Origin of the sequence: Massiliimicrobium timonense (genome assembly GCF_002160865.1) — a bacterium.
Lineage (GTDB): Bacteria > Bacillota_I > Bacilli_A > Erysipelotrichales > Coprobacillaceae > Allocoprobacillus.
Genome location: NZ_NFLJ01000008.1, coordinates 15,614 through 37,211 on the forward strand (window position 1 = coordinate 15,614; position 21,598 = coordinate 37,211).

Annotated in this window: 22 protein-coding genes; all 22 read right to left on the minus strand. The window is 32.8% G+C overall.

Annotation, left to right across the window (positions count from 1 at the left end; genetic code table 11):
* Positions 1-2 precede the first annotated feature (2 nt).
* Positions 3-1,133, minus strand: a complete 1,131-nt coding sequence (nagA, locus tag B5E75_RS03770) for an N-acetylglucosamine-6-phosphate deacetylase (RefSeq protein WP_087357455.1) — start codon at positions 1,131-1,133, stop codon at positions 3-5.
* 63 nt (positions 1,134-1,196) lie between these two features.
* A complete protein-coding gene (gene rbfA, locus B5E75_RS03775) occupies positions 1,197-1,550 on the minus strand; it encodes a 30S ribosome-binding factor RbfA (protein ID WP_087357456.1) in 354 nt (117 codons plus the stop codon).
* 13 nt (positions 1,551-1,563) lie between these two features.
* A complete protein-coding gene (gene infB, locus B5E75_RS03780) occupies positions 1,564-3,414 on the minus strand; it encodes a translation initiation factor IF-2 (protein ID WP_087357457.1) in 1,851 nt (616 codons plus the stop codon).
* Between the two features lie 13 nt (positions 3,415-3,427).
* Positions 3,428-3,721 carry a L7Ae/L30e/S12e/Gadd45 family ribosomal protein gene (locus B5E75_RS03785; protein WP_087357458.1) on the minus strand — a complete coding sequence of 98 codons (294 nt, stop codon included), beginning with the start codon at positions 3,719-3,721 and terminating at the stop codon, positions 3,428-3,430.
* Positions 3,711-3,965 carry an RNase P modulator RnpM gene (gene rnpM / locus B5E75_RS03790; protein ID WP_087357459.1) on the minus strand — a complete coding sequence of 85 codons (255 nt, stop codon included), beginning with the start codon at positions 3,963-3,965 and terminating at the stop codon, positions 3,711-3,713. Before rnpM ends, B5E75_RS03785 begins: the two co-directional genes overlap by 11 nt.
* Positions 3,966-3,977: 12 nt before the next feature.
* Positions 3,978-5,318 (minus strand): transcription termination factor NusA, encoded by a 1,341-nt coding sequence (gene nusA / locus B5E75_RS03795; protein WP_087357460.1) that lies wholly within the window; start codon positions 5,316-5,318, stop codon positions 3,978-3,980.
* Positions 5,319-5,333: 15 nt separating this feature from the next.
* Positions 5,334-5,795: a ribosome maturation factor RimP gene (locus B5E75_RS03800; RefSeq protein WP_087357461.1), complete on the minus strand. Its 462-nt coding sequence runs from the start codon at positions 5,793-5,795 to the stop codon at positions 5,334-5,336.
* 113 nt (positions 5,796-5,908) lie between these two features.
* Positions 5,909-10,231, minus strand: coding sequence for a PolC-type DNA polymerase III (locus B5E75_RS03805; RefSeq protein WP_087357462.1), 4,323 nt, complete (start codon positions 10,229-10,231; stop codon positions 5,909-5,911).
* A gap of 40 nt (positions 10,232-10,271) precedes the next feature.
* Entirely contained in the window at positions 10,272-11,354 is a 1,083-nt protein-coding gene (gene rseP, locus B5E75_RS03810; protein ID WP_087357463.1) for an RIP metalloprotease RseP, read from the minus strand.
* The gene (locus B5E75_RS03815) at positions 11,355-12,506 is read right to left on the minus strand and encodes a 1-deoxy-D-xylulose-5-phosphate reductoisomerase (protein ID WP_087357464.1); all 1,152 of its coding nucleotides are present in this window, start codon (positions 12,504-12,506) and stop codon (positions 11,355-11,357) included.
* Between the two features lies 1 nt (position 12,507).
* Complete coding sequence (locus B5E75_RS03820; RefSeq protein WP_087357465.1) at positions 12,508-13,296, minus strand: phosphatidate cytidylyltransferase; 789 nt, start codon at positions 13,294-13,296, stop codon at positions 12,508-12,510.
* Positions 13,293-14,042, minus strand: a complete 750-nt coding sequence (locus B5E75_RS03825) for an isoprenyl transferase (protein WP_087357466.1) — start codon at positions 14,040-14,042, stop codon at positions 13,293-13,295. The genes B5E75_RS03820 and B5E75_RS03825 overlap by 4 nt, the downstream gene beginning before the upstream one ends.
* A gap of 112 nt (positions 14,043-14,154) precedes the next feature.
* Positions 14,155-14,700, minus strand: coding sequence for a ribosome recycling factor (gene frr, locus B5E75_RS03830; protein WP_087357467.1), 546 nt, complete (start codon positions 14,698-14,700; stop codon positions 14,155-14,157).
* Entirely contained in the window at positions 14,694-15,422 is a 729-nt protein-coding gene (pyrH, locus tag B5E75_RS03835; protein ID WP_087357468.1) for a UMP kinase, read from the minus strand. Before pyrH ends, frr begins: the two co-directional genes overlap by 7 nt.
* A 63-nt stretch (positions 15,423-15,485) precedes the next feature.
* Entirely contained in the window at positions 15,486-16,373 is an 888-nt protein-coding gene (tsf, locus tag B5E75_RS03840) for a translation elongation factor Ts (RefSeq protein WP_087357469.1), read from the minus strand.
* Positions 16,374-16,433: 60 nt separating this feature from the next.
* Complete coding sequence (gene rpsB / locus B5E75_RS03845; protein WP_087357470.1) at positions 16,434-17,300, minus strand: 30S ribosomal protein S2; 867 nt, start codon at positions 17,298-17,300, stop codon at positions 16,434-16,436.
* A 143-nt stretch (positions 17,301-17,443) separates the two neighbouring features.
* Positions 17,444-18,202 carry a site-2 protease family protein gene (locus B5E75_RS03850; protein WP_087357471.1) on the minus strand — a complete coding sequence of 253 codons (759 nt, stop codon included), beginning with the start codon at positions 18,200-18,202 and terminating at the stop codon, positions 17,444-17,446.
* Entirely contained in the window at positions 18,168-18,755 is a 588-nt protein-coding gene (locus tag B5E75_RS03855; protein ID WP_087357472.1) for a M23 family metallopeptidase, read from the minus strand. Before B5E75_RS03855 ends, B5E75_RS03850 begins: the two co-directional genes overlap by 35 nt.
* A gap of 44 nt (positions 18,756-18,799) precedes the next feature.
* Positions 18,800-19,576 (minus strand): septum site-determining protein MinD, encoded by a 777-nt coding sequence (gene minD / locus B5E75_RS03860; RefSeq protein WP_087357473.1) that lies wholly within the window; start codon positions 19,574-19,576, stop codon positions 18,800-18,802.
* On the minus strand, positions 19,545-20,135 hold the full coding sequence (locus B5E75_RS03865) for a hypothetical protein (RefSeq protein WP_087357474.1): 591 nt from the start codon (positions 20,133-20,135) through the stop codon (positions 19,545-19,547). Before B5E75_RS03865 ends, minD begins: the two co-directional genes overlap by 32 nt.
* Positions 20,135-20,659, minus strand: a complete 525-nt coding sequence (locus B5E75_RS03870; RefSeq protein WP_087357475.1) for a hypothetical protein — start codon at positions 20,657-20,659, stop codon at positions 20,135-20,137. The genes B5E75_RS03865 and B5E75_RS03870 overlap by 1 nt, the downstream gene beginning before the upstream one ends.
* A complete protein-coding gene (mreC, locus tag B5E75_RS03875; protein WP_420866385.1) occupies positions 20,656-21,522 on the minus strand; it encodes a rod shape-determining protein MreC in 867 nt (288 codons plus the stop codon). The genes B5E75_RS03870 and mreC overlap by 4 nt, the downstream gene beginning before the upstream one ends.
* Positions 21,523-21,598: the final 76 nt, after the last annotated feature.

A 21,598-nucleotide genomic window follows, 5' to 3' on the forward strand; every position in this document is an offset into this window, starting at 1 on the left:
CTCTATTTCATTTGTCCTTTAATCATTGTCTGTAAAATTTGAATATCATCATCAAAGAAGATAATATCTGCATAATTTCCTGCTTTGATTTCTCCAAGTAATGGTTCATTTAAGCTTTGAGCTGGATTATAACTTGCAAGATTAACAGCTTCATTTAAAGTCAATCCTAGATGTTCATAAGCATTTTTAACAGCTGTATTCATAGAAACAATACTTCCAGCTAAAGTTCCATCAATCAATCTTGCTTCTCCATCTTTAACATAGACATCTTGATTTCCTAAAAGATATTTTCCATTTTCCAGTCCAGCAGCTTCTAATGAATCAGTAATTAAAATAAGTTTATCTTTTCCTTTTGTACGTAATAATGCTTTTGCTGCAGCATAATTAACATGGACACCATCTAAAATCAATTCAGCATAAACACTATCATTAATCATCACAGCTCCAACAACACCAGGAGCACGATGCGTTAAAGGTGTCATAGCATTATAAGTATGTGTTCCAGAAGTGGCTCCTGCATCAATGGCTGCCTGTGCCTGTTCATATGTTGCATTTGTATGCCCTAAAGAAACAACTGTATTTTTATCTTTGAGATAGTCAATCAATTCTAAAGAATGTTCTAATTCTGGAGCAATAGAAATTTTTCTAACTACGTCTTGATGATCCTTCACAAAAGACTGATAGTTTTCAACAGTTGGTAAAATCATACATTCTTCTGGTTGCGCACCTTTGTATTTTTTATTAAAGAAAGGTCCTTCCAGATGTGTACCTAAAATCTGTGCTCCTTCTACTTGATCTTTATATGTTGCGATATTGTCAATAGCCTTTGTAATATCATCAACTGGCATTGTCATTGTTGTTGGTAAAAAAGATGTCACTCCTGTTTTTAAAGTTGCTTTTGAAATCGTATTTAAATCTTCAAAAGTTGCATACATTGTATCACTACCACCACGCCCATGTGTATGTACATCAATAAAACCAGGGCTGACATAAGCTCCTTTAGCATCAATAATTTCTTCTTCTGTTGGTTGACGGTCACTTATTTCCATAATTTTATCACCATCAATAAATACATTTTTTTCTACAATCTCATCATGTAGAATCACTTTCCCGTTTACAATACATTTTTTCATTTTATACGTCCTCCTTTCTTTATTATATGCTTATTATGAATATTCTTCAAATAAAAAAGATTTCTAATTGTTAGAAATCTTTTTTTGATCATGTAATTCTTCAATAATACTTTCAATTTTATTTCCATATTCTAAAGATGTATCCATAATAAACTGAAGTTCAGGACATTTACGAATTGTTAAACGTTTAGCAAGTAAACTACGGATAAATCCTTTAGAATGCTGTAGAGCTTCCATTCTTTTTTGAGGATTTTTATTCAAAAAAGATACATAAACTTTCGCAATAGATAAATCATTTGTAACTTCCACACCGGTAATTGTACAAAAACCAATAGATGGATCCTTAACTTCCATTTGAATAATATCAGATAGTTCTCTTTGAATAATATTATTAAGTTTTTCTTTCTTTAACACCATAAAAGATTAACGCCTACTTTCTTTCAACTTCTTCCATAATGAATCCTTCAATAATATCTCCTTCTTTAATATCATTGTAGTTTTCAATTGTCATACCACATTCATAACCAGCTGATACTTCCTTTGCATCATCTTTAAATCGTTTTAAAGAAGCCAGTTTTCCTTCATAAATGACAACCCCTTGACGAATCAAACGAATTCCACAATCACGACGAATATAACCATCTGTTACATAAGAACCAGCAATATTTCCTACTTTAGATACTTTAATAACTTGTCTGATTTCTGCCTGACCTGTAACAACTTCTTCCAATTCTGGAGCCAACATACCTCGCATAGCAGCTTCAATTTCTTCAACCATCTTGTAGATAATATTATGCAGTCTGATTTCTACTCCTTCTTCTTCTGCTTTACGTCTGACATTAGCATCTGGACGTACATTAAATCCATAAATAATAGCCTTTGAAGCACTTGCTAATAAGACATCTGATTCACTGATTGCTCCCACTGTTGAACGAATAACATTGACACGAACACCATCAATATCAATTTTTTCTAATGATCCCTTAACAGCCTCAGCAGTTCCATTCACATCAGCTTTAACAATAATATTCAAATGAGCCACTTGGCCTTCTTTAATTTGATTAAATAAGTCATCTAAGCTCATAGCTGAGCTGACGCCACGATCTTGTTCCTGTTTTGCCTTTTGTCTTTCTTCTCCAACATGACGAGCCATTTTTTCTGTTTCAAATGCCATGAATTTATCACCAGCAACAGGGACATCATTTAAACCTGTAATTTCAACAGGTGTAGATGGTCCGGCTTCTTTCAATTCTTTTCCATGATCACCTAACATTTGACGCACACGACCAAAAGCTGTTCCTACAACAATAGGATCCCCAGCTCTTAAAGTTCCATTTTGAACAAGCAATGTGGCAACAGGACCACGTCCTTTATCCAAACGTCCTTCTACAACACTACCATAAGCATAACGTTTTGGATTAGCTTTTAAATCTGCAAGTTCAGCAACAACAGTTAGTGTTTCCAATAATTCTTCGATACCAATTCCCTTTTTAGCTGAAATGTTACAGTAAACAGTATCTCCACCCCATTCTTCAGGCATAAGTCCCAATTCACTCATTTCACCTTTAATACGTTCTGGATCAGCACCCTCTTTATCAATTTTGTTAATTGCAACAACAATTGGAACACCCGCAGCTAAAGCATGGTCTACAGCTTCTTTTGTCTGTGGCATCACACCATCATCAGCAGCGACAACAATGATAACGATATCTGTTAATTGAGCTCCTCGAGCACGCATAGCTGTAAAAGCTTCATGTCCAGGTGTGTCTAAGAAAGTAATCTTCTTACCACCCACTTCAACTTGATAAGCACCGATATGTTGAGTAATACCGCCAAACTCCCCTTCAGCAACTCTTGATTTTCGAATATAATCAAGCAATGTTGTTTTTCCATGATCAACATGTCCCATAATTGTGACAACAGGTGGTCTACCAACTAAATCAGCTTCATCATCAACAATTTCAATATCTTCAAAATTAATCTCACTGACAACAACTTTCTTTTTAGCCTCATATCCATATTCCAGACAAATGAGTTCAACCTGTTCATCAGTTAATGATGAATTGATTGTCACCATAGTTCCAAGCATAAATAAAACTTTAATGACATTGGCTGGTGTTTGCCCAATCATTTCTGCTAATTCACCAACAGTAATTCCATCTTCATACTCAACAATTCCATCACCTAATTTCTTTTCTTCCTTTTTTTGAGGAATATTAGAAATTAATTTCTTTTTCTGATGATTTCCTTTCTTTTTTGCAGATGTATTCTTTTTTGCCATAATATCAACCTCCTCATTTTGATTTGATTTTATTTGCAAAACCTTTATCCAATATACCTATAGCCACACGATTATCTTTACCAATAGCTCTTGAAATTTCTTCAATCGTTCCATCAATTTGGTAATCGACATGATAATAAGTACATTTATCCATGTATCTTTTTTTTGTATTTTCACTGGCATCCTGTGCAATCAAAACAAAGTATGCTTTTTGACTGCGAATAGACTTCAATAAAATATCTCCCGTCGCTATTTTTCTGGCACGCATGGCCAGTCCTAATAAAGATACCTTATTTTTATCCAACATATTTTTTTAATTCCTCATAAATCGTATCTGGAATATCAACTTCCAGAGATTTCCTTAAAACACCTTTCTTTTGAGCAAGTTCAATAGCTTCCAGACTTCTTTTTAAATAAGCACCTCGTCCATTCATCTTACCAGTAGGATCAACAAAAACTTCTCCCTCTTTATTTCTAACGACACGAATCAACTCTTTTTTAGGGAGTTGTTCCTGCGTTGCGACACATTTTCTTAAAGGTATTTTTCGCATTCAAAATCACCCCTATTTTTCATCATAATATTTATCAAATTCATCATAATCGATATCTTCATCATATTTTGGATCATAATCATAGTCTTCATACTCATCATCATAATCCTCATCATAATCATCAAATGTTTCTTCATCATGGTTATCATCTTCTACCATATCATCTTCTTGAAGATCAGCAACCATTTGATGTTCTTCACTTTCAAAAGTTTCTTCTTCATCATGATCCGGTTCAATAACTTCATCCTGTTTTGTCATTTCTGCTTCAAATGATTTTTCAAATTCAGCATCAGCTCCATAAACAATACCTTCACGTGCAGCTTCACTGACTGATTTAATATCAATCTTCCATCCTGTTAAACGGACAGCCAAACGGGCATTTTGACCTCTTTTTCCAATCGCTAATGATAATTGATTATCTGGAACAATAACCAATGCACTATGATCATCTTCATGAATATCAACATGAACGACATCAGATGGTGAAAGAGCATGAGAAATATACACAACAGGATCTTCGCTCCACTCAATGATATCCACCATTTCACCATTTAATTCATTTACAACATTACGAACACGTGATCCCTTCGGTCCAACACAGGCACCAATTGGATCAATATTTTCATGACTTGTATAAACAGCGATTTTACTACGATCTCCAGCTTCACGAGATACAGATTTAATTTCTACAGTGCCATCATAGATTTCAGGAACTTCCATTTCGAACAATCTTTTCACTAATCCTGGTTCCGTTCTTGAAACACCAATATGTGTCCCTTTGGTATTACGTTCAACATCACTGACATAAACTTTAATACGTTGTCCTTCATAAATCTTTTCACCTGGAATTTGTTGTTTTAAAGGCAACAGAGCTCCTGTTCTACCAATATTGATAATCGCAAAACGTTCTTCCACACGATCAACAGTTCCATTAATAATATCATCTTTTTTATCAATATATTCATTATATAATGTTTCTTTTTCAGCTTCTCTAATTTTTTGTTTTAAAAGCTGTTTTGTCTGAATGGCTGCTAAACGCCCAAAGACTTCAGGATCAACTTCAGTGACAACATCATCACCTACTTGATATTTTGGATTAATCATCTGTGCTTCTTCTAAAGATAATTCATAATCTTCATCATTCACATCATCAACAACATGTTTAATTTCATATAAACGAATTTTTCCAGTGATTTCATTAATTTCCACACGAATAATAGATTCAGGACCCCCATAATTCTTTTTATATGATTTTTCTAGTGCTTCTTTTAAAGCATCAAGAACAATTTCTTTCTTGATTCCTTTTTCACTTTCTAATAAATCAAGTGCCTGAATAAATTTTTTACTAGCCATTTTTTATGATCCTCCTTAAAATTGAACAGCTAACCTTATAAATGCTATATCATTGTAATCAATGATACATTTTTTCTTTATATTTTTTACCATATACTGCAATTCAATACGTGTACCTTCCACACTTAGAATTGTTCCATAAACATCATTCATTCCTAATGTTGGATTCTTAAATTGAATATACACATATTCACTGACAGAATCTTGCACCTTTTGTAATGTTTTTAAAGGTTTTTCAGCACCGGGAGAAGATACTTCCAAATAATATTCATCAGCAATCAAATCTTCTTGATCTAACATCTCACTAATGGCTTCACTGACAGCCACACATGTATCCATATCTAGATGCCCACTATTCTTTTCAATAAAAATGCGTAAGTACCATTCATTTTTTTCTTTGACATATTCAATGTCATCAAGATAAACATCATGTTCATCAAGTATGGGTTGAATAAGTTGTTTTATTTTTTCTAACATATAATCCTCCGTCTACAAATATAAACGAGAGGGTTCCCCCTCTCGTAAATCACTGATTACTTTTATAATATAACATAATCAATCACAAAAAACAATGCTTTCATCATTATTTTTTACCATAAATCAAATAATGATAACTGATTTTCTTCTGACATATTTTCAAAAGCTCCCAGCTTTGTTAAAAAGTCAATTTGATTATTTGTTAATTTTGTACGTTTCATCACATCTTCTTTTGATAAAAACTTATTGTGTTGACGTGCTTCAACGACACTATCACCGACCGATGTTCCTAGTCCATCAATAGAAACAAATGGCGGTAACAAAGCAGTATCATCATCTGGATCCATAATAAAATTTTGTGAATCTGATTTTTCTAAAGAAATATTACTAAAATGATAACCACGTTCAAACATCTCTAAAGCAATTTCAAAAACAGAAATCAAAGCTTCTTCTTTATTAGAAATCTTGATACCATTTTGTTTGTCATTCAAAATACTTTGATATTTATGATACACAGCATCACGCCCTTGAATCATAGTTTCAATATCATAAGCATCGCAACGTGTTGTAAAATAAACCGCATAGTACTCTCGAGGATAATACAGCTTCCACCAAGCTACACGAACAGCACTTAAAACATAAGCTGCAGCATGAGCTTTAGGGAACATGTATTTGATTTTCTTACATGATTCAATATACCACGTTGGGACATCATGTTGTCGCATTAATTCTTCATATTTCTTTTCTGGAAAGACAACTGGTGATTTTCCTTTACGAACACATTCCATAATATCAAAGGCATCTTTATTTGGTAATCCTTTTTCAATTAAATAGACCATGATATCATCACGACATCCAATAACTTCTTTTAAAGTACATGTTCCAGAACTAATTAAAGTTTCTGCATTTCCCAAATAAACATCCGTTCCATGTGAAAGACCTGACAAAATGACAAGATCGCTAAAAGACGTTGGATGTGTCTGTTCAAGCATTCCACGTACAAACTTCGTTCCGAATTCTGGTAATCCTAAAGCACCTGTCTTACAATTCAAAAAACTCAAATCAATTCCCAAAGCATCCGTAGAATTAAATAAACTCATGACCTTAGGATCATTGGTTGGAATATCCTTAGGATTAACACCCGTTAAATCCTGCAACATTCTTATAACTGTTGGATCAACATGACCTAAAATATCAAATTTCAAAACATTATCATGAATGGCATGGAAGTCAAAATGTGTCGTTTTCCACTCAGCACTCAAATCATCAGCAGGATATTGATAAGGTGTAAAATCAAAAACATCCATATTTTCTGGAATAACAATAATCCCTCCGGGATGCTGACCAGTTGTACGTTTCACCCCCGTACATCCTTTGGCTATTCTTTCTAACTCTGCTTGACGCATCGTATTTTCTTTTCCCATTAATTCAGCATATCCTTTAGCATAACCATATGCCGTTTTTTCAGCTACTGTTGAAATCGTTCCAGCACGATAAACATGACTTTCTCCAAAAATTTCTTTTGTATAAGCATGAGCGGTTGGTTGATAATCTCCAGAGAAGTTTAAATCAATATCTGGGACTTTATCAGCATTAAAACCTAAGAATGTTTCAAATGGAATATTATGTCCATCCCCTTTTAAAGGATGTCCGCATTTTGGACATGTTTTATTTGGTAAATCATATCCATTAGCAATATAACCTTCTGGTAAAAACTCATTATATTGACAATGTGGACAATAATAATGTGGAGGTAAAGGATTTACTTCTGATATATTAGCCATTGTCGCAACAAAGGATGATCCTACCGATCCTCGACTTCCTACTAGATATCCTGCTTCATTTGATTTTTTAACCAGTTTATGAGCAATATAATAAATCACACCAAAACCATGTTTAATAATATTATCCAATTCTTTTGTTAAACGTTTTTCAACAATATCCGGTAAAACTTCCCCATATTGTTTATGAGCATTATCAAAACAGAGTTGACGTAAATTTTCATCTGCATTATCAATATGTGGTGTAAACAATTTGTCATGGACAACATGGAACGTTCCATCAATCATATCCGCAATCTTATTTGTATTTTCAACAACATATTCATATTTTTCATCTTCACTTAAATAAGACAGACTATCCATCATTTCTTCAGTTGTTCGTAAATATTCATCCGGTGTCCAGGCAGTGGGATTAGAACGATCTGTCAAAGGATGCAAAGCTCCTCCCAGTCCAATTTTAGGGTTACAAGTAAAGACATCTCTAAAAATTTTATCTTTTTGATCAAGGTAATGAACATCACCAGTCGCTACAATCATTTTTCCCATGTCTTTAGCTGTATCTACAATACGACGTAAAATACGAATTAAATCTTCCTTTGTATCAATACGACCACGTTCCACAAAATATTGACAAATATCTAATGGCATAATTTCAATATAATCATAAAATGCCATCGCCTGTTTTAATTCATCAAGACTTCTTGTCATAGCCAGATCAAAGATTTCTGAGTTATAGCAGCCACTTCCAAACAGCAATCCTTCACGATAAAATTCAAGTCGTTCACGAGGAATACGGGATGTTTTTTCAAAATAAGTTGTGTTCGCTTCTGAAACAAGTTTAAACATATTCTTTAATCCTGTTTTATTTTTCGCAAGGACACACATATGTTTAGGACGGACAATCTTATAGGCATTAGGACATTCCATTGCATTCATGTCCAGCACATCATAATATCCCTGTTGCATTAAATCATGTAGCATCATATTGAAAACACCTGCCAGAACTTCAGCATCATAATCAGCACGGTGAGCATCATCACCATCATATGGAATACGATAATGCCTTGCAACATTTCCTAAACGATACCCTTTTAAATCAGGAAGTAACTTCCAAGCCAGAGTTAATGAATCAATGGCTGGATTTTTTAATTTTGGATAACCATAACGTACAAGAATTTCATTTAAAAAACCTACATCGAATGTCGCATTATGAGCTACAATGACATCATCTTGAAAGAAATCAAGAATTTGTGGAATGAATTCTTCAATGGTTGGGGCATCTTTGACATCATCATTTGTAATATGAGTTAACTGTGTAATCTTTTGTGAAATATGCTTTTTTGGTTTAATTAAGCTTTGAATACGACCAATTTCCTGTCCATTTTTTATCTTGACAGCACCAAACTCGGTAATATCATCATCCATAACAGATAAACCAGTTGTTTCCAAGTCAAAAGAAACAAATGTCAAATCCTTAAGAGAAGCTTTTCTTTCATTATAAACAACAGTAAAAGCTGGATCAATCATATACATTTCTACACCATAAATCATTTTGATTTTATGTTTAAGACTGGCACTTTGCGCTTCAGGGAAAGACTGAACATTACCATGATCTGTAACTGCAATAGCCTGATGTCCCCAATAAGCAGCTCTTTCAATATATTCAGAAATACTGCCAATTCCATCCATCGCTGACATTTTAGAATGGACATGTAACTCAACACGTTTTTTCTCTGCCTGATCTTGACGAACTTTAGGCGAAGGTATCACTTCTACTTCTCGAGCGATAATCACAGTATCTTTCATATAGGCATCGTATTCAACATTTCCTTTGACACGAACCCATTTATCCCCTTTTTTAACCTTATTCATTTCTTCAATACTATTTCCACCCTTGTTTTCAAAACGTTTGACTACAATACTATTGGTATAATCCGTCACATACAAAGATTGAATTGTCTTCCCTGATTTAACCTTCTTAGAATCTTCTTTAAAAATATATCCTTGAATCATGACTTCTTTAACAGTATCATCAATTTCATCAATAGATATCGCAAAATAATCTTTTTTATAACCCTGATATTTAGGTTTATGTTCCTTTTTTACAGTCACTTCTTTCTGTTCAAAAGTTTTCATATCAACTTGTACTTCGTTTAAAGCATCCATTTCTTCTTGAATAGATTGATATGTCTGATTATTTTGATCAATATATGCATGAAAACCAATCTGCATTCCAAATTTATTAAAATATTTGTCAAAAATCTTATATAATTTTTCTAATTGTTGTAATTGTATCTCATTAACGACTTCAATACGAAGGGTATTATCTTCAAAAGAAAGTAATTCTTCTTTAATAAAGTCAATTTGCGGAAAACGTTGTTTTAAACCATCAAAAATAAAAAGTGCATATTCGATGACATCTTTTTGGGTATAGGAAGATGCCCAATCAAAAAGAAATTCACATGGATAAGGAAATTCATTTTTTGCTGAAAATAATAAACGAATTTCATTTAATGGCACAATATGCGCAGAACCAATATAAAATGTATAAGAATTATCTTTATGTACAACTACACGTTCAATATACGCATGTTTTAAAGCATTCACTTCATCTTGAAGATGCAGTTGCTTCAATAAAATAAGCATTTTATCCATCAAAATAACCTCCTATATCAAAAAGGGATTGAAATCCCTTTTATTGAAATATTCTTAAAATATCTTGATACGTGACAAAAATCATTAACAACATGACAAGTCCTAAACCACATAACTGCAAAGCAACCTTTACTTTTTCTGGTAATTCACGTCCAATAATCTTTTCAACAATCGCAAAAATGACTTGGCATCCGTCCAATGCAGGAATAGGCAATAAATTAAAGATACCAACATTGACAGAAAGCAAAGATAATAAATTTAAAATGTAAGTGATCTGCCCTGTTTCAGTCACTTGTGAAGTCACTTGATAAATACCAACCGGTCCAGATAATTGCGTCACGGTTTCACTAAAGCGTGTAATCAGTTGACTCAAAGCCGCAAAAATAGCCATACTCATTTCACCAATAGAAATAAATGTATACTGAATAGCTTCAGCCACATTCATAGAACGTGTTGCCTGATAAATGCCTAGTTTATAAGCTTGTGAAGACTGGTCATACTTTAATGTTGCCTGTAAAGTTTCTGTTTTTCCTTGACGATCAACCTTCAATTTCACATGAATGGTATCAGCTGTTGTATTCAATCCTTTTTGTGTTAATTGAATATCTTCAAAATTGGATACCAGAATCACTTCTCCAGTTTCATTCACAGTCAATTCTTGAAGCACATCTCCAGCTTTTAAACCAGCCTGTTGAGCAGGAGAATTCTCTATGACCTGCCCTATTTGAGCATTTTGAACAGGTAATTGACCACTGATTACATTCACTCCAAAAGTCACGACAATAGCCAATACAAAGTTCATGAAAACACCAGCTAAAAAGATAATGACTTTTTGGTATGTTTTAATTCCTTTTAAAGTGCGTTCAATAGGAATATCTTTTAATTCTTCATCATCACTTTGTTCTTCACCTGCCATTGAAACAAAACCACCAAATGGTAATGCTCGAATTTCGTATTCTGTTTCTTTTCCTTTTTTAGACCATATCTTTGGTCCAAAACCAATGGAAAAATGAGAACAATAAACACCAAATATTTTTGCAGCAATAAAATGTCCAAATTCATGAATGATAATAATCGTTCCTAATATTAATAAAAATACTATTAAAGTAATGATTGTCTGCATCTATATTTCTCCTACTCTTTCTCGTACAAAATTTCTTGCCCATTGATCAATTTCAATAAGCTGTTCTAAAGTGGGATGATCAACCCAATGATGTGCTCGCATCGTTTCCTCAACATATTTTTCAATATCTAAAAATGCAATTTTTTTAGATAAAAACAGTGCATTAGCCTGTTCATTTGCACCATTTAAAACACATGGCATGGAACCACCTTTACGTCCAGCTTCATAGGCTAAAGCTAAAGCATGGAAGCGATGAAAATCTGGTTTTTCAAAATGAAGTGTTCCTATATCACTTAAAGATAAATGTTTACCACCAAGTAAAGGCAAACGATGAGGATACGTTAAAGCATATTGAATAGGTAAACGCATATCTGGTGTCCCCAGTTGAGCAATAATGGCAGTATCTTGATATTCAACCATAGAGTGAATAATACTTTCTGGATGAATCAGCACTTCAATATCATCATAATCAACATCAAAAAGCCATTTGGCTTCCATCACTTCTAACCCTTTATTAAAAAGCGTTGCACTATCAATTGTAATTTTTGCTCCCATTGACCAATTAGGATGTTTTAAAGCATCTTCAACGCTCACATGTTCTAGTTCACTTCTTGATTTATCACGGAAACTCCCACCACTGGCTGTCAAAATAATCTTACGAATCTCCCCATGATATTCACCATTAAGAGATTGAAAAATAGCAGAATGTTCACTATCCACTGGCAATAATTGTACATTGTTTTCTTTGACCAATGGAATGATTAAATGACCCGCAACAACCAATGTTTCCTTATTGGCTAAAGCAATATCTTTATGAGCCTGAATAGCTTTCATTGTAGGAACTAATCCAGCAAACCCTACAATCGCATTTAAAACAATATCAATTTGTGGTAAAGTTGCAATTTGAATTAAACCATCCTGCCCACAATAGAAATGAACATCTTTATATTTTCTTTGAAGATATTCCATATCTTCTTGTTTTTGTACACAAATATGTTTTGCGTGAATAACAGTCATGATTTTTTCTAACAAATCAATATTTTTCCCAGCACTCATGGCAACAATTTCAAATTCATCACGATGATGTCTAACAACATCAACCGTCTGTTGACCTATCGAACCAGTTACTCCTAAAACACATATTTTTTTCATACTAAGCCACCACCATTGTTATAAAATGAAGTAAAATACCAAAAACCATTGCATTAAATAAAATCGAATCGAATCGATCCAAGATTCCACCATGTCCTGGTAACAACTGAGAGAAATCTTTCACTTCAAATATTCGTTTCATACTACTAAATGTTAAATCTCCTATCTGACTTGTTATTGTTAAAATGAAACACATGACAATAAACCATACTAACGGCATATCTATTTGAATATATGCGCCATAAGCTCCAGAAAGAACAGTTCCTAAAATGATTCCACCAATTGAACCTTCAATGGTTTTTTTAGGAGAAAGACGAGGATTCAACTTATGTCTTCCTAAACACATCCCCGTAAAATATGCCCCTGTATCCGTTCCAAAAGTAGCCAAAGCCAGAATTAAAATATAATCAAAGCCATATGTTAAACGCAATTGATAAAGCATATGTAATCCCATACCAATTAAAACACCTGCTGTAAAATAATAACTTAATCTCAAAAAATTGATACCATCATCAAACATACTACAGGCCATCAATACAATCATGTATAAAATCATGATTTCACTTGAAATCAACAATGACTGATCAAAAAATAATGAATAAAACACAAACAATCCAACAATAGGATAAAGATAAAAATGAGCACGAGGACGATTACAGATAGAAAGCATTTCAAAAACAGCAACCCCTGCAACAATACCCAGTAAAATTTTAAAAGCTATTCCACCTAGAATAACACATGGCAGAATGACTGCTAAAAGGATCAATCCTGTGATAATGCGTGTTTTCATTTGACGACACCTCCAAATCTTCTTTCTCTACCTTGATATACAGCAATTGCATAATGTAGCCTTTCTTCATCAAAATCAGGCCATAATGTATCATCAAAAACAAATTCAGCATAAGCCAATTGCCAAAGCAGAAAATTAGAAAGACGTTTTTCTCCACTGCTTCTTACCATCAAATCAACTGGTGGTAAATCTTTTGTCATTAAATGCTTTTCAAAATAATCTTCATTAATATCATCTAATGAAATCTGACCATGTTTATATTCTTCACAAATGATTTTCGTTGCTTCAACAATCTCATCACGCCCACCATAAATAAAAGCAAAAGTTAAAATCAAACCATGATTACGTGATGTCTGTGATACAGCTTCTTCAATAATACGTCTTGTTTCTAAAGGTGCCATTTCCAAATGTCCAATATAACGAATCGAAACATCATTATCCATCAATTCTTTTAAATATAATTGAAAAAATTCTTTAGGCAATTTAAAAATATAATCCACTTCACTTGCTTCTCGTTTAAAATTTTCTGTAGAAAAAGCATAAACTGTCATTGCTTTTACACCTAAACGATTGGCTTCTAAAGCCAAAGTTCGTATTGTTTTTGTTCCTTCATGATGACCATACGTACGTGGCATCTTTCTTTTTTTAGCCCAGCGACCATTGCCATCCATTATAAAAGCAATGTGTTGAGGAATATTGTTCATATCTAAATCATATTCTATTTCTCTTTTTTTCTTAAAAAACATACTGTCACCTCATAACCTTTTTGTATTATAACATAAAAGAAAGCAACATGCGAACTCTTATCAAAAAATATTCAACAAAAAAACTCCTGCTTTATGCAAGAGTCAAAAGAAACTAGACAGTCATTAAATCATTTTCTTTTTCTTTTGTTAATTGATCAATGATTTTGACATATTGATCAGTTAATTTTTGAACTTTTTCTTTACCAAGTTTTACTTCATCTTCAGTTAATTCAGCCTTTTCAACATCATCATTAGCACTTCTACGAATATTACGTAAAGCAACTTTTGCTTCTTCAGCATATTTTTTTGCTTGTTTGACATACTCTTTTCTTGTTTCCTCTGTTAATGCTGGAACATTGATACGTATGATTTCTCCATCATTTTGAGGTGTCAAACCAAGATTAGCTTCATAGATGGCATGTTCAATATCTTTTAAACTGTTGCGATCATAAGGCTTAATAACCAATTGACGTCCTTCAACAACAGAAATACCAGCTGTTTGATTTAAAGGTGTCATTTCACCCCAATAATTCACTTTCACTCTATCAAGCATCGTTGGATTTGCACGACCTGTTCTTACAGAAGAAAGTTCATGTTTAAAAGCTTCAATTGATTTTTCCATTTTTTCTTTTGTTTCTTCTAAAATAAGATCTAACATGTTTTATTCCCTCCTTTCGAAATAATTGTACCTATAGATTCGCCATTACATGCACGAGCAATATTACCATCTTCCTGCATATTAAATACACAAAGATCAATACCATTATCCTTACATAATGTAATAGCTGTCTGGTCCATAATATGTAAATCTTCATTTAAAACATCTAAATAAGTGATATGATCATATTTTTTAGCATTAGGATCAACTTTTGGATCAGCAGAATAAACACCATCAACACCATTTTTAGCCATTAAAATAACATCTGCATTCATTTCTGCAGCACGTAAAGCCGCTGTTGTATCAGTAGTAAAGAATGGACTTCCTGTTCCTGCTCCAAAAATGACAATACGATTTTTTTCCAAATGACGAACAGCCCTTCTTCTAATATAAGGTTCTGCCACTTCTTTCATATCAATAGCTGATAATAATCGAGTATCTAAACCAATCGCTTCTAATGCATTTTGTAAAGCCATACCGTTCATCACAGTCGCTAACATACCCATATAGTCAGCTGCTGCTCTTTCCATACCCATGTCACTGCCTGTTTTTCCACGCCAGATGTTTCCACCACCACAGACAATAGCAATTTCAACACCTAAATCTTTTGCATCTTTAATTTGTCTGGCAACATCAGCCACGACTACAGGATTAATGCCAAACCCCTGTTCACCAGCTAATGCTTCACCACTTAATTTTAGTAAAACTCTTTTGTACTTCATATGATCTCTCCTCCATTTTACAAGAAAAGGGCACAATAAGTGTGTCCTCTCTATAAATTTCAATTATCCTCTCATTTGAGCAGCAACTTCTTCAGCAAAGTTTTCTTCACGTTTTTCCATTCCTTCACCAACTTCAAAACGTACCATTTCTAAAACTTTTCCGTTTCCTAAATATTGAGCTACTGTTTGATCAGAATCTTTAATGAACGCTTGATCTACTAAGCACATTTCTTTTAAGTTTTTATTTAAACGACCTTCAATCATTTTTTCAATGATATTTTCTGGTTTTGGTTTTGCACTCTTAGCATTTTCTTCCATAGCTTGGGCTTTTAAAACAGTTCTTTCGTGTTCTAAAATTTCAGCAGGAATAGCTGTTCTATCAATATATTGAGGAGCAATTGCAGCAACTTGCATAGCAATGTCTTTTGCTTTCACTTCATCAATACCAGCAGCTTTTACTAAAGCACACATTTTTCCACCCATATGTGAATAAGCACCAAAGATTTCATCATCATTTTTTGTCATCACTGCAAATCTTCTTAAGCTTAATTTTTCACCAATTTTACCACTCTTTTCAGCAATAACAGTTCCTAAATCTTTACCATCAACATCTAACTGTAAAGCAGCTTCAACATCTTGAGGTTTTGCATTAACAATTGCTTTTGCTGTTAAAGCAACTAATTCCTGGAACTCAGCATTTTTAGCAACGAAATCTGTTTCAGAGTTCACTTCAACAATTGCTGCAGCATTTCCATCTACGACAAATGCTGTTAAACCTTCAGCCGCAATACGATCTGCTTTTTTTGCAGCTTTTGCAATTCCTTTTTCTCTTAACCAGTCAAAAGAAGCCTCTAAATCACCATCACAAGCTTCAAGTGCCTTTTTACAATCCATCATTCCAGCACCAGTTTTTTCACGTAATTCTTTTACTAATTTTGCACTAATAGCCATTTTTTTCTCCTCCATCATTTTTTATAAAAAAAGGAAAGCATAAGCTTCCCCTCTTATTCATTATGCTTCAGTTTTTTCTTCTTTAACTTCAGCTGGTTTGCTTACTTCAGCATTTTTGTTATTTCTAGGACGTCCAGCATTTTTATATCTAGGTCCTTTTTGTTTATTTTCTTCTACAGAAGCGACAGCATCATTCATAGATACTTCTTTATCATCTTCATCTTTCACATAAGCAACTGTGACTGGTTCATCTTTTGCTTCACATACAGCATCAGCCATAGCAGCAACAATTAATTTAACAGCTCTAATAGCATCATCATTAGCTGGGATCACATAATCCACTTCATCAGGATCACAGTTTGTATCAACAATACCAAACACAGGAATACCTAAGATTCTTGCTTCTGCAACTGCATTGTGTTCAACTTTAGGATCAACAACAAATAAAGCATTTGGTAATCTTCTCATTTCTTTGATACCACCTAAGTTCTTTTCTAACTTAGCTTTTTCTTTCATAAGAAGAACTGCTTCTTTCTTTGTAAATAATTCTAAAGTTCCATCTTCTTCCATTTTTTCTAATTCTTTTAATCTTCTAATTCTCTTTTGAATTGTTTTAAAGTTAGTTAATGTTCCACCTAACCAACGAGAATTCACATAGAAACTTCCAGATCTTTCAGCTTCAGTTTGAACAGCTTCTTGAGCCTGTTTTTTTGTACCTACAAATAAAACTTTTCCACCTTTCGCAACGATATCCATTAAAGCTGCATAAGCTTCATCAATTTTATCAGATGATTTCTTTAAATCAATGATATAGATACCATTTCTTGCTGTGAAAATGTATGGAGCCATTTTTGGATTCCATCTTTTTGTCTGATGTCCAAAATGAACACCAACTTCTAATAATTTTTTCATTGAAATTACTGCCATTGTAACTTCCTCCTTTTCGTTTTTTCCTCCATTGTTTCTAACACAAACCACCAATCGGCACTCGGTTCATGAATTCACAATGTGTGTATTTCTAATACCCGTAGTATAATACCATAACACATCAAAAAAAACAAGATACTTTCCTATTTTTTTATATTTTTTAAAAGAATCTCAACCATTTCTTTTTCATCTTTTATTTTTCCTTCCATCAGATAATAATTATGAAACCCTCTACGATAAATCAAATGCTGATGAACAATGGGTGGACACTTATTTAAAAAAGAAGGAATCATCCCATAATATGTTCTTAAATACACATAAATAAACCGATAATAACAAACCAGCTGATAAAACAGATATCCTATAATAATCAGTGTATTTGTCTGTAAATAAAAAAGAAAGAGTAAACAATAAACAAAGATAGATATTTTTAATGTTGTTAATAATGCTTTCTTTAAATCTATAATACTTTGTAAAAGCAAGCTTAGAAATCTACCACCGTCCAAAGGATAGATAGGTAAAAGATTAAAACACAAAACAAACATATTCATTGTTAATAAAAAGTCCTGATAAACACCATGACTTAACATTTGAATTCCTGCATAAATAAACAAATGACTACATGGTCCAGCAAGAACAACACACATTTCTTTCCAAATGGGCTGAAAATAAAAATCTTCTAAATACAAATAAGCACCAAAAGGTAAAATTTCAATTTTTTGAATTTGAAAACGAAAATAATATGCCATCAAAAGATGACATATTTCATGCAAACAGACAATTCCCAGTGTAGAAAGATACCATTTCAAATAGCCTCCCAGCCATGCAAAGACAAAATAAAGGAGTGTTAGAGGATGAATAGAAACTTTAAGATATAAGTTCTTCAAATGTTGAATAATCAATTTCCTGTTCACCTTGTGTAAAAATAATCATAACCTGATTGTCATATGTTCCTAAAATTGTAGCTTCTTCAACTTGATCATATAAGCCTACAAAAACATCCTGCATATTTCCAAAAGTCACTTCGACATTATTTTCCAAAAGAATCGTCACATAGTTTCCAAGTAGATTTTGTTTCCCAACATAAATCACACGCCCTGTTGCAAAATTCAACACTTCATTTGTTTGACTTTTATAATAATTATCTTTAACATGCGTGTAACTCACAGTTGAAGAAACAGTCATTGATGAATCCTGATTTTGAAAAGATAGGAAGTGTTGATTAAACCATTTGGTCACTTGAGAAAACTGCAAATCATTTAAAACGTAATCTCTTATATAGTCACCATGAGGACTCACCTTAACATAGGCACAAATCGCAATACCTACAAGTAAAGCAACCATTGCCTTAATCATCCCATTATATATTTTGGTAAAATGATGGTCAGTCAATACAGGGTGACGACAAGCCTTTCTTTTTTCTATTCGTCTTTTGATGTCATCAATATCATTCACAAGTTTTCACCTCATTTTAACTTATGAAAAAGATTATAAAAATATTATCCAAAAAGACGTTCTAATAAAGCTTTTCGTTTATTTTTTTGAAATGGAACTTCCTGTCCTTCCAGACGTTTGACAATACGATCAAAACAACGATAAAGATTTTCTTTTTTATTCATATAAATTGGTATTCCCTTATTATTCGCTTCAATCATATCATGTTCATCAAAAACGATACCAATTAAAGGAATAGACAAAATATCATAAGCTTCTTTTAATGAAGGGCAACGTCCTTTGAAAACATCTGTTTCATTATATTTATTGACAAGCATATGTAACTGATCCACACCCTGCTTTAAAAGTAAACCAACAACACGATCAGCATCTCTTAGAGAAACTATATCTAGATTCACTACAACAATGGCTTCCTTTGATAAACCACTGGCATATTGAAATCCTTTTTCAATCCCTGCAGGACTATCAATCAAAATATAATCAAAATCTTTTTTCAACTGTTCAACGACTTTAATCATATAGTCAAGATTCAAGTTTTCAAAAGATAGTGCTTTACATGCTGGTAAGAGATACAACGAAGGCATACGTTTATCTTTGACAAGAATTTGCTGGAGAGAACATTTATTAGAAATCACATCTTTAAGATCATAAATGACACGATTTTCTAATCCCAGCATAACATCTAAGTTTTTTAATCCAAAATCAGCATCTATTAAACAGACTTTTTTATTTGTATGAGCCAAAGCATAACCCAAATTAATAGTCACGCTGCTTTTCCCAACGCCACCTTTACCCGACGTAATCACAATTGTTCGACACATATTTTTCCTCCTTAGCCAAAATAATCTGATTATCTTTATAATAGATGCTTGTGAGTGCAGAAGTTGTCAAATCATGTAAGCACTGTTGATTTATTATAATTTGTGCTTTTTGGAAATCATGACCATATATTTTGACATCTTCATTCATTGCGACAATTGTTCCTTTGACTGTATTTAAAAAATAAACATCCTGATAACAATAAACATAGCTCCCTGTATTCACGATACCTAAAAATAATGTTTCATAATCAATTACCATTTCTTCACCATTATGCAACTGTTCTTTTCTGATTTGAACACGATGAGGTTGTTGTAAAAGTGTCATTCCATCAAATAAGATTCGCTCTTTTTGATTTAACAACATCAATAATTGTCCTAACTCATCATTAGACACTTCTCGACAACCAAAATCAAAAAAAGCTCTTGGATAATAACCCTCCTGTATAAATAGAGGTTGATCCAAAAGCTGATCTAAATCTTCTAAAAACTGATCAAAAGAACAGTTTTCCTGTACTTTCATAATAAGTCTGCCATTAATTCCTTTGACTTCAATATTCATTATTCCACCTCAATTTTCACTTTATTGTAAATCCAGTAAACCCCAATAGATAAGATTCCATTAAACAATAACGTTGGTAACAATTGCATCACAACAAATGAAACCATTGGATATCTTGTCATGTTGGTAATCCACATCAACCAATATACAATACATTCTTGAGCGAATATTGTCAAAATACAAAATATGATTGATTCAATGATATTTAAAGTGTCTAATTTAAAAAGATAAGAACGAACAAAGGCGATTAAACAATAAATAAGGATATATATGGCTAAAGAGTTAGCATAAACAATAGAATAATAAACACTGCATAGAGTTGCAAAAAAGTAACGTTCTGCTCCTGCTTCAATGGTTCTAACAAGCAAAGCAAACATCATTAAACCAAGACATGGTGTAATTGTTATACTTGTTTTCGTAAAATTATAGGGCAAAAAATAATGAATTGTACTATCGACAACAAAACAAAGGAACACCACTAAAAAGCATTTGACCAGATAACTATCCTGAACACGTTTTCTCATTGCGTATTCACCCTTTGTACTACAGCTACATCATTTAATTCATTAAAATCAACACTTGGCGTTACATCACAAACTGATTCTGTGGCATCATCACCACTTGTATAATTTTCAACAGTACCCACTAAAATGCCCTTTGGACTTTTTCCAACACCACCTAAGCCACTCGTTACAACTTTCGCATTTTTTTCAATTTTTTCAACATCACTTAATAAAGTAATAGAATATTTATGTGTATTAATATCATAACGATTCAATAATCCATAGTATTCATCTTCGCCACTTATAATCATGACTGGCAATTGAGATTTGGCAGTTTCACTTGATAATAATGAAACTGTCGCAGAAATTTCACTCACATTAGTAATCGTTCCAATCATTCCCTGGGCATTTATAACGGCCATTCCTTCCTGTACCCCAGAAATCTTACCAAGATTAATGGTTACCTGATTATTCCAGTTTTGTGCATCCCTAGCAATAACATTCGTATATTTCACTTGATATTCAGTTGGTAAATATTCAATATCCATGATTTCTTTTAAATCATTTAATTCATTAGTAAGAACCTCATTCATAGCACTTTCTCGAGCTAGATTATCTAACTGTTCCTTTAATTTCGCATTTTCTTCATAAACATCTTTTAAATCATTATATTCTTCAAACAGACCAGTTACATATTGAATAGGAGCTTTAATGATATAATACTCCAGATTAGCTATAGTATCTTTAAATATAATTTCTATTCCTGAAGCCGAACGACTTGTCACCAATGTTACCACAGAAAATAAAACAAGGATAACAGTGACAATAACAATTCTTTTTTTCTGTTTCGTCCATTTATTGCCTTTTCTATACAAAAATATCACCTCTTGTCATTCATACATTATAATATCTCCATATAAAAAAAGCAATTCATAAAAAATCTTTTATCAAATTCCTATA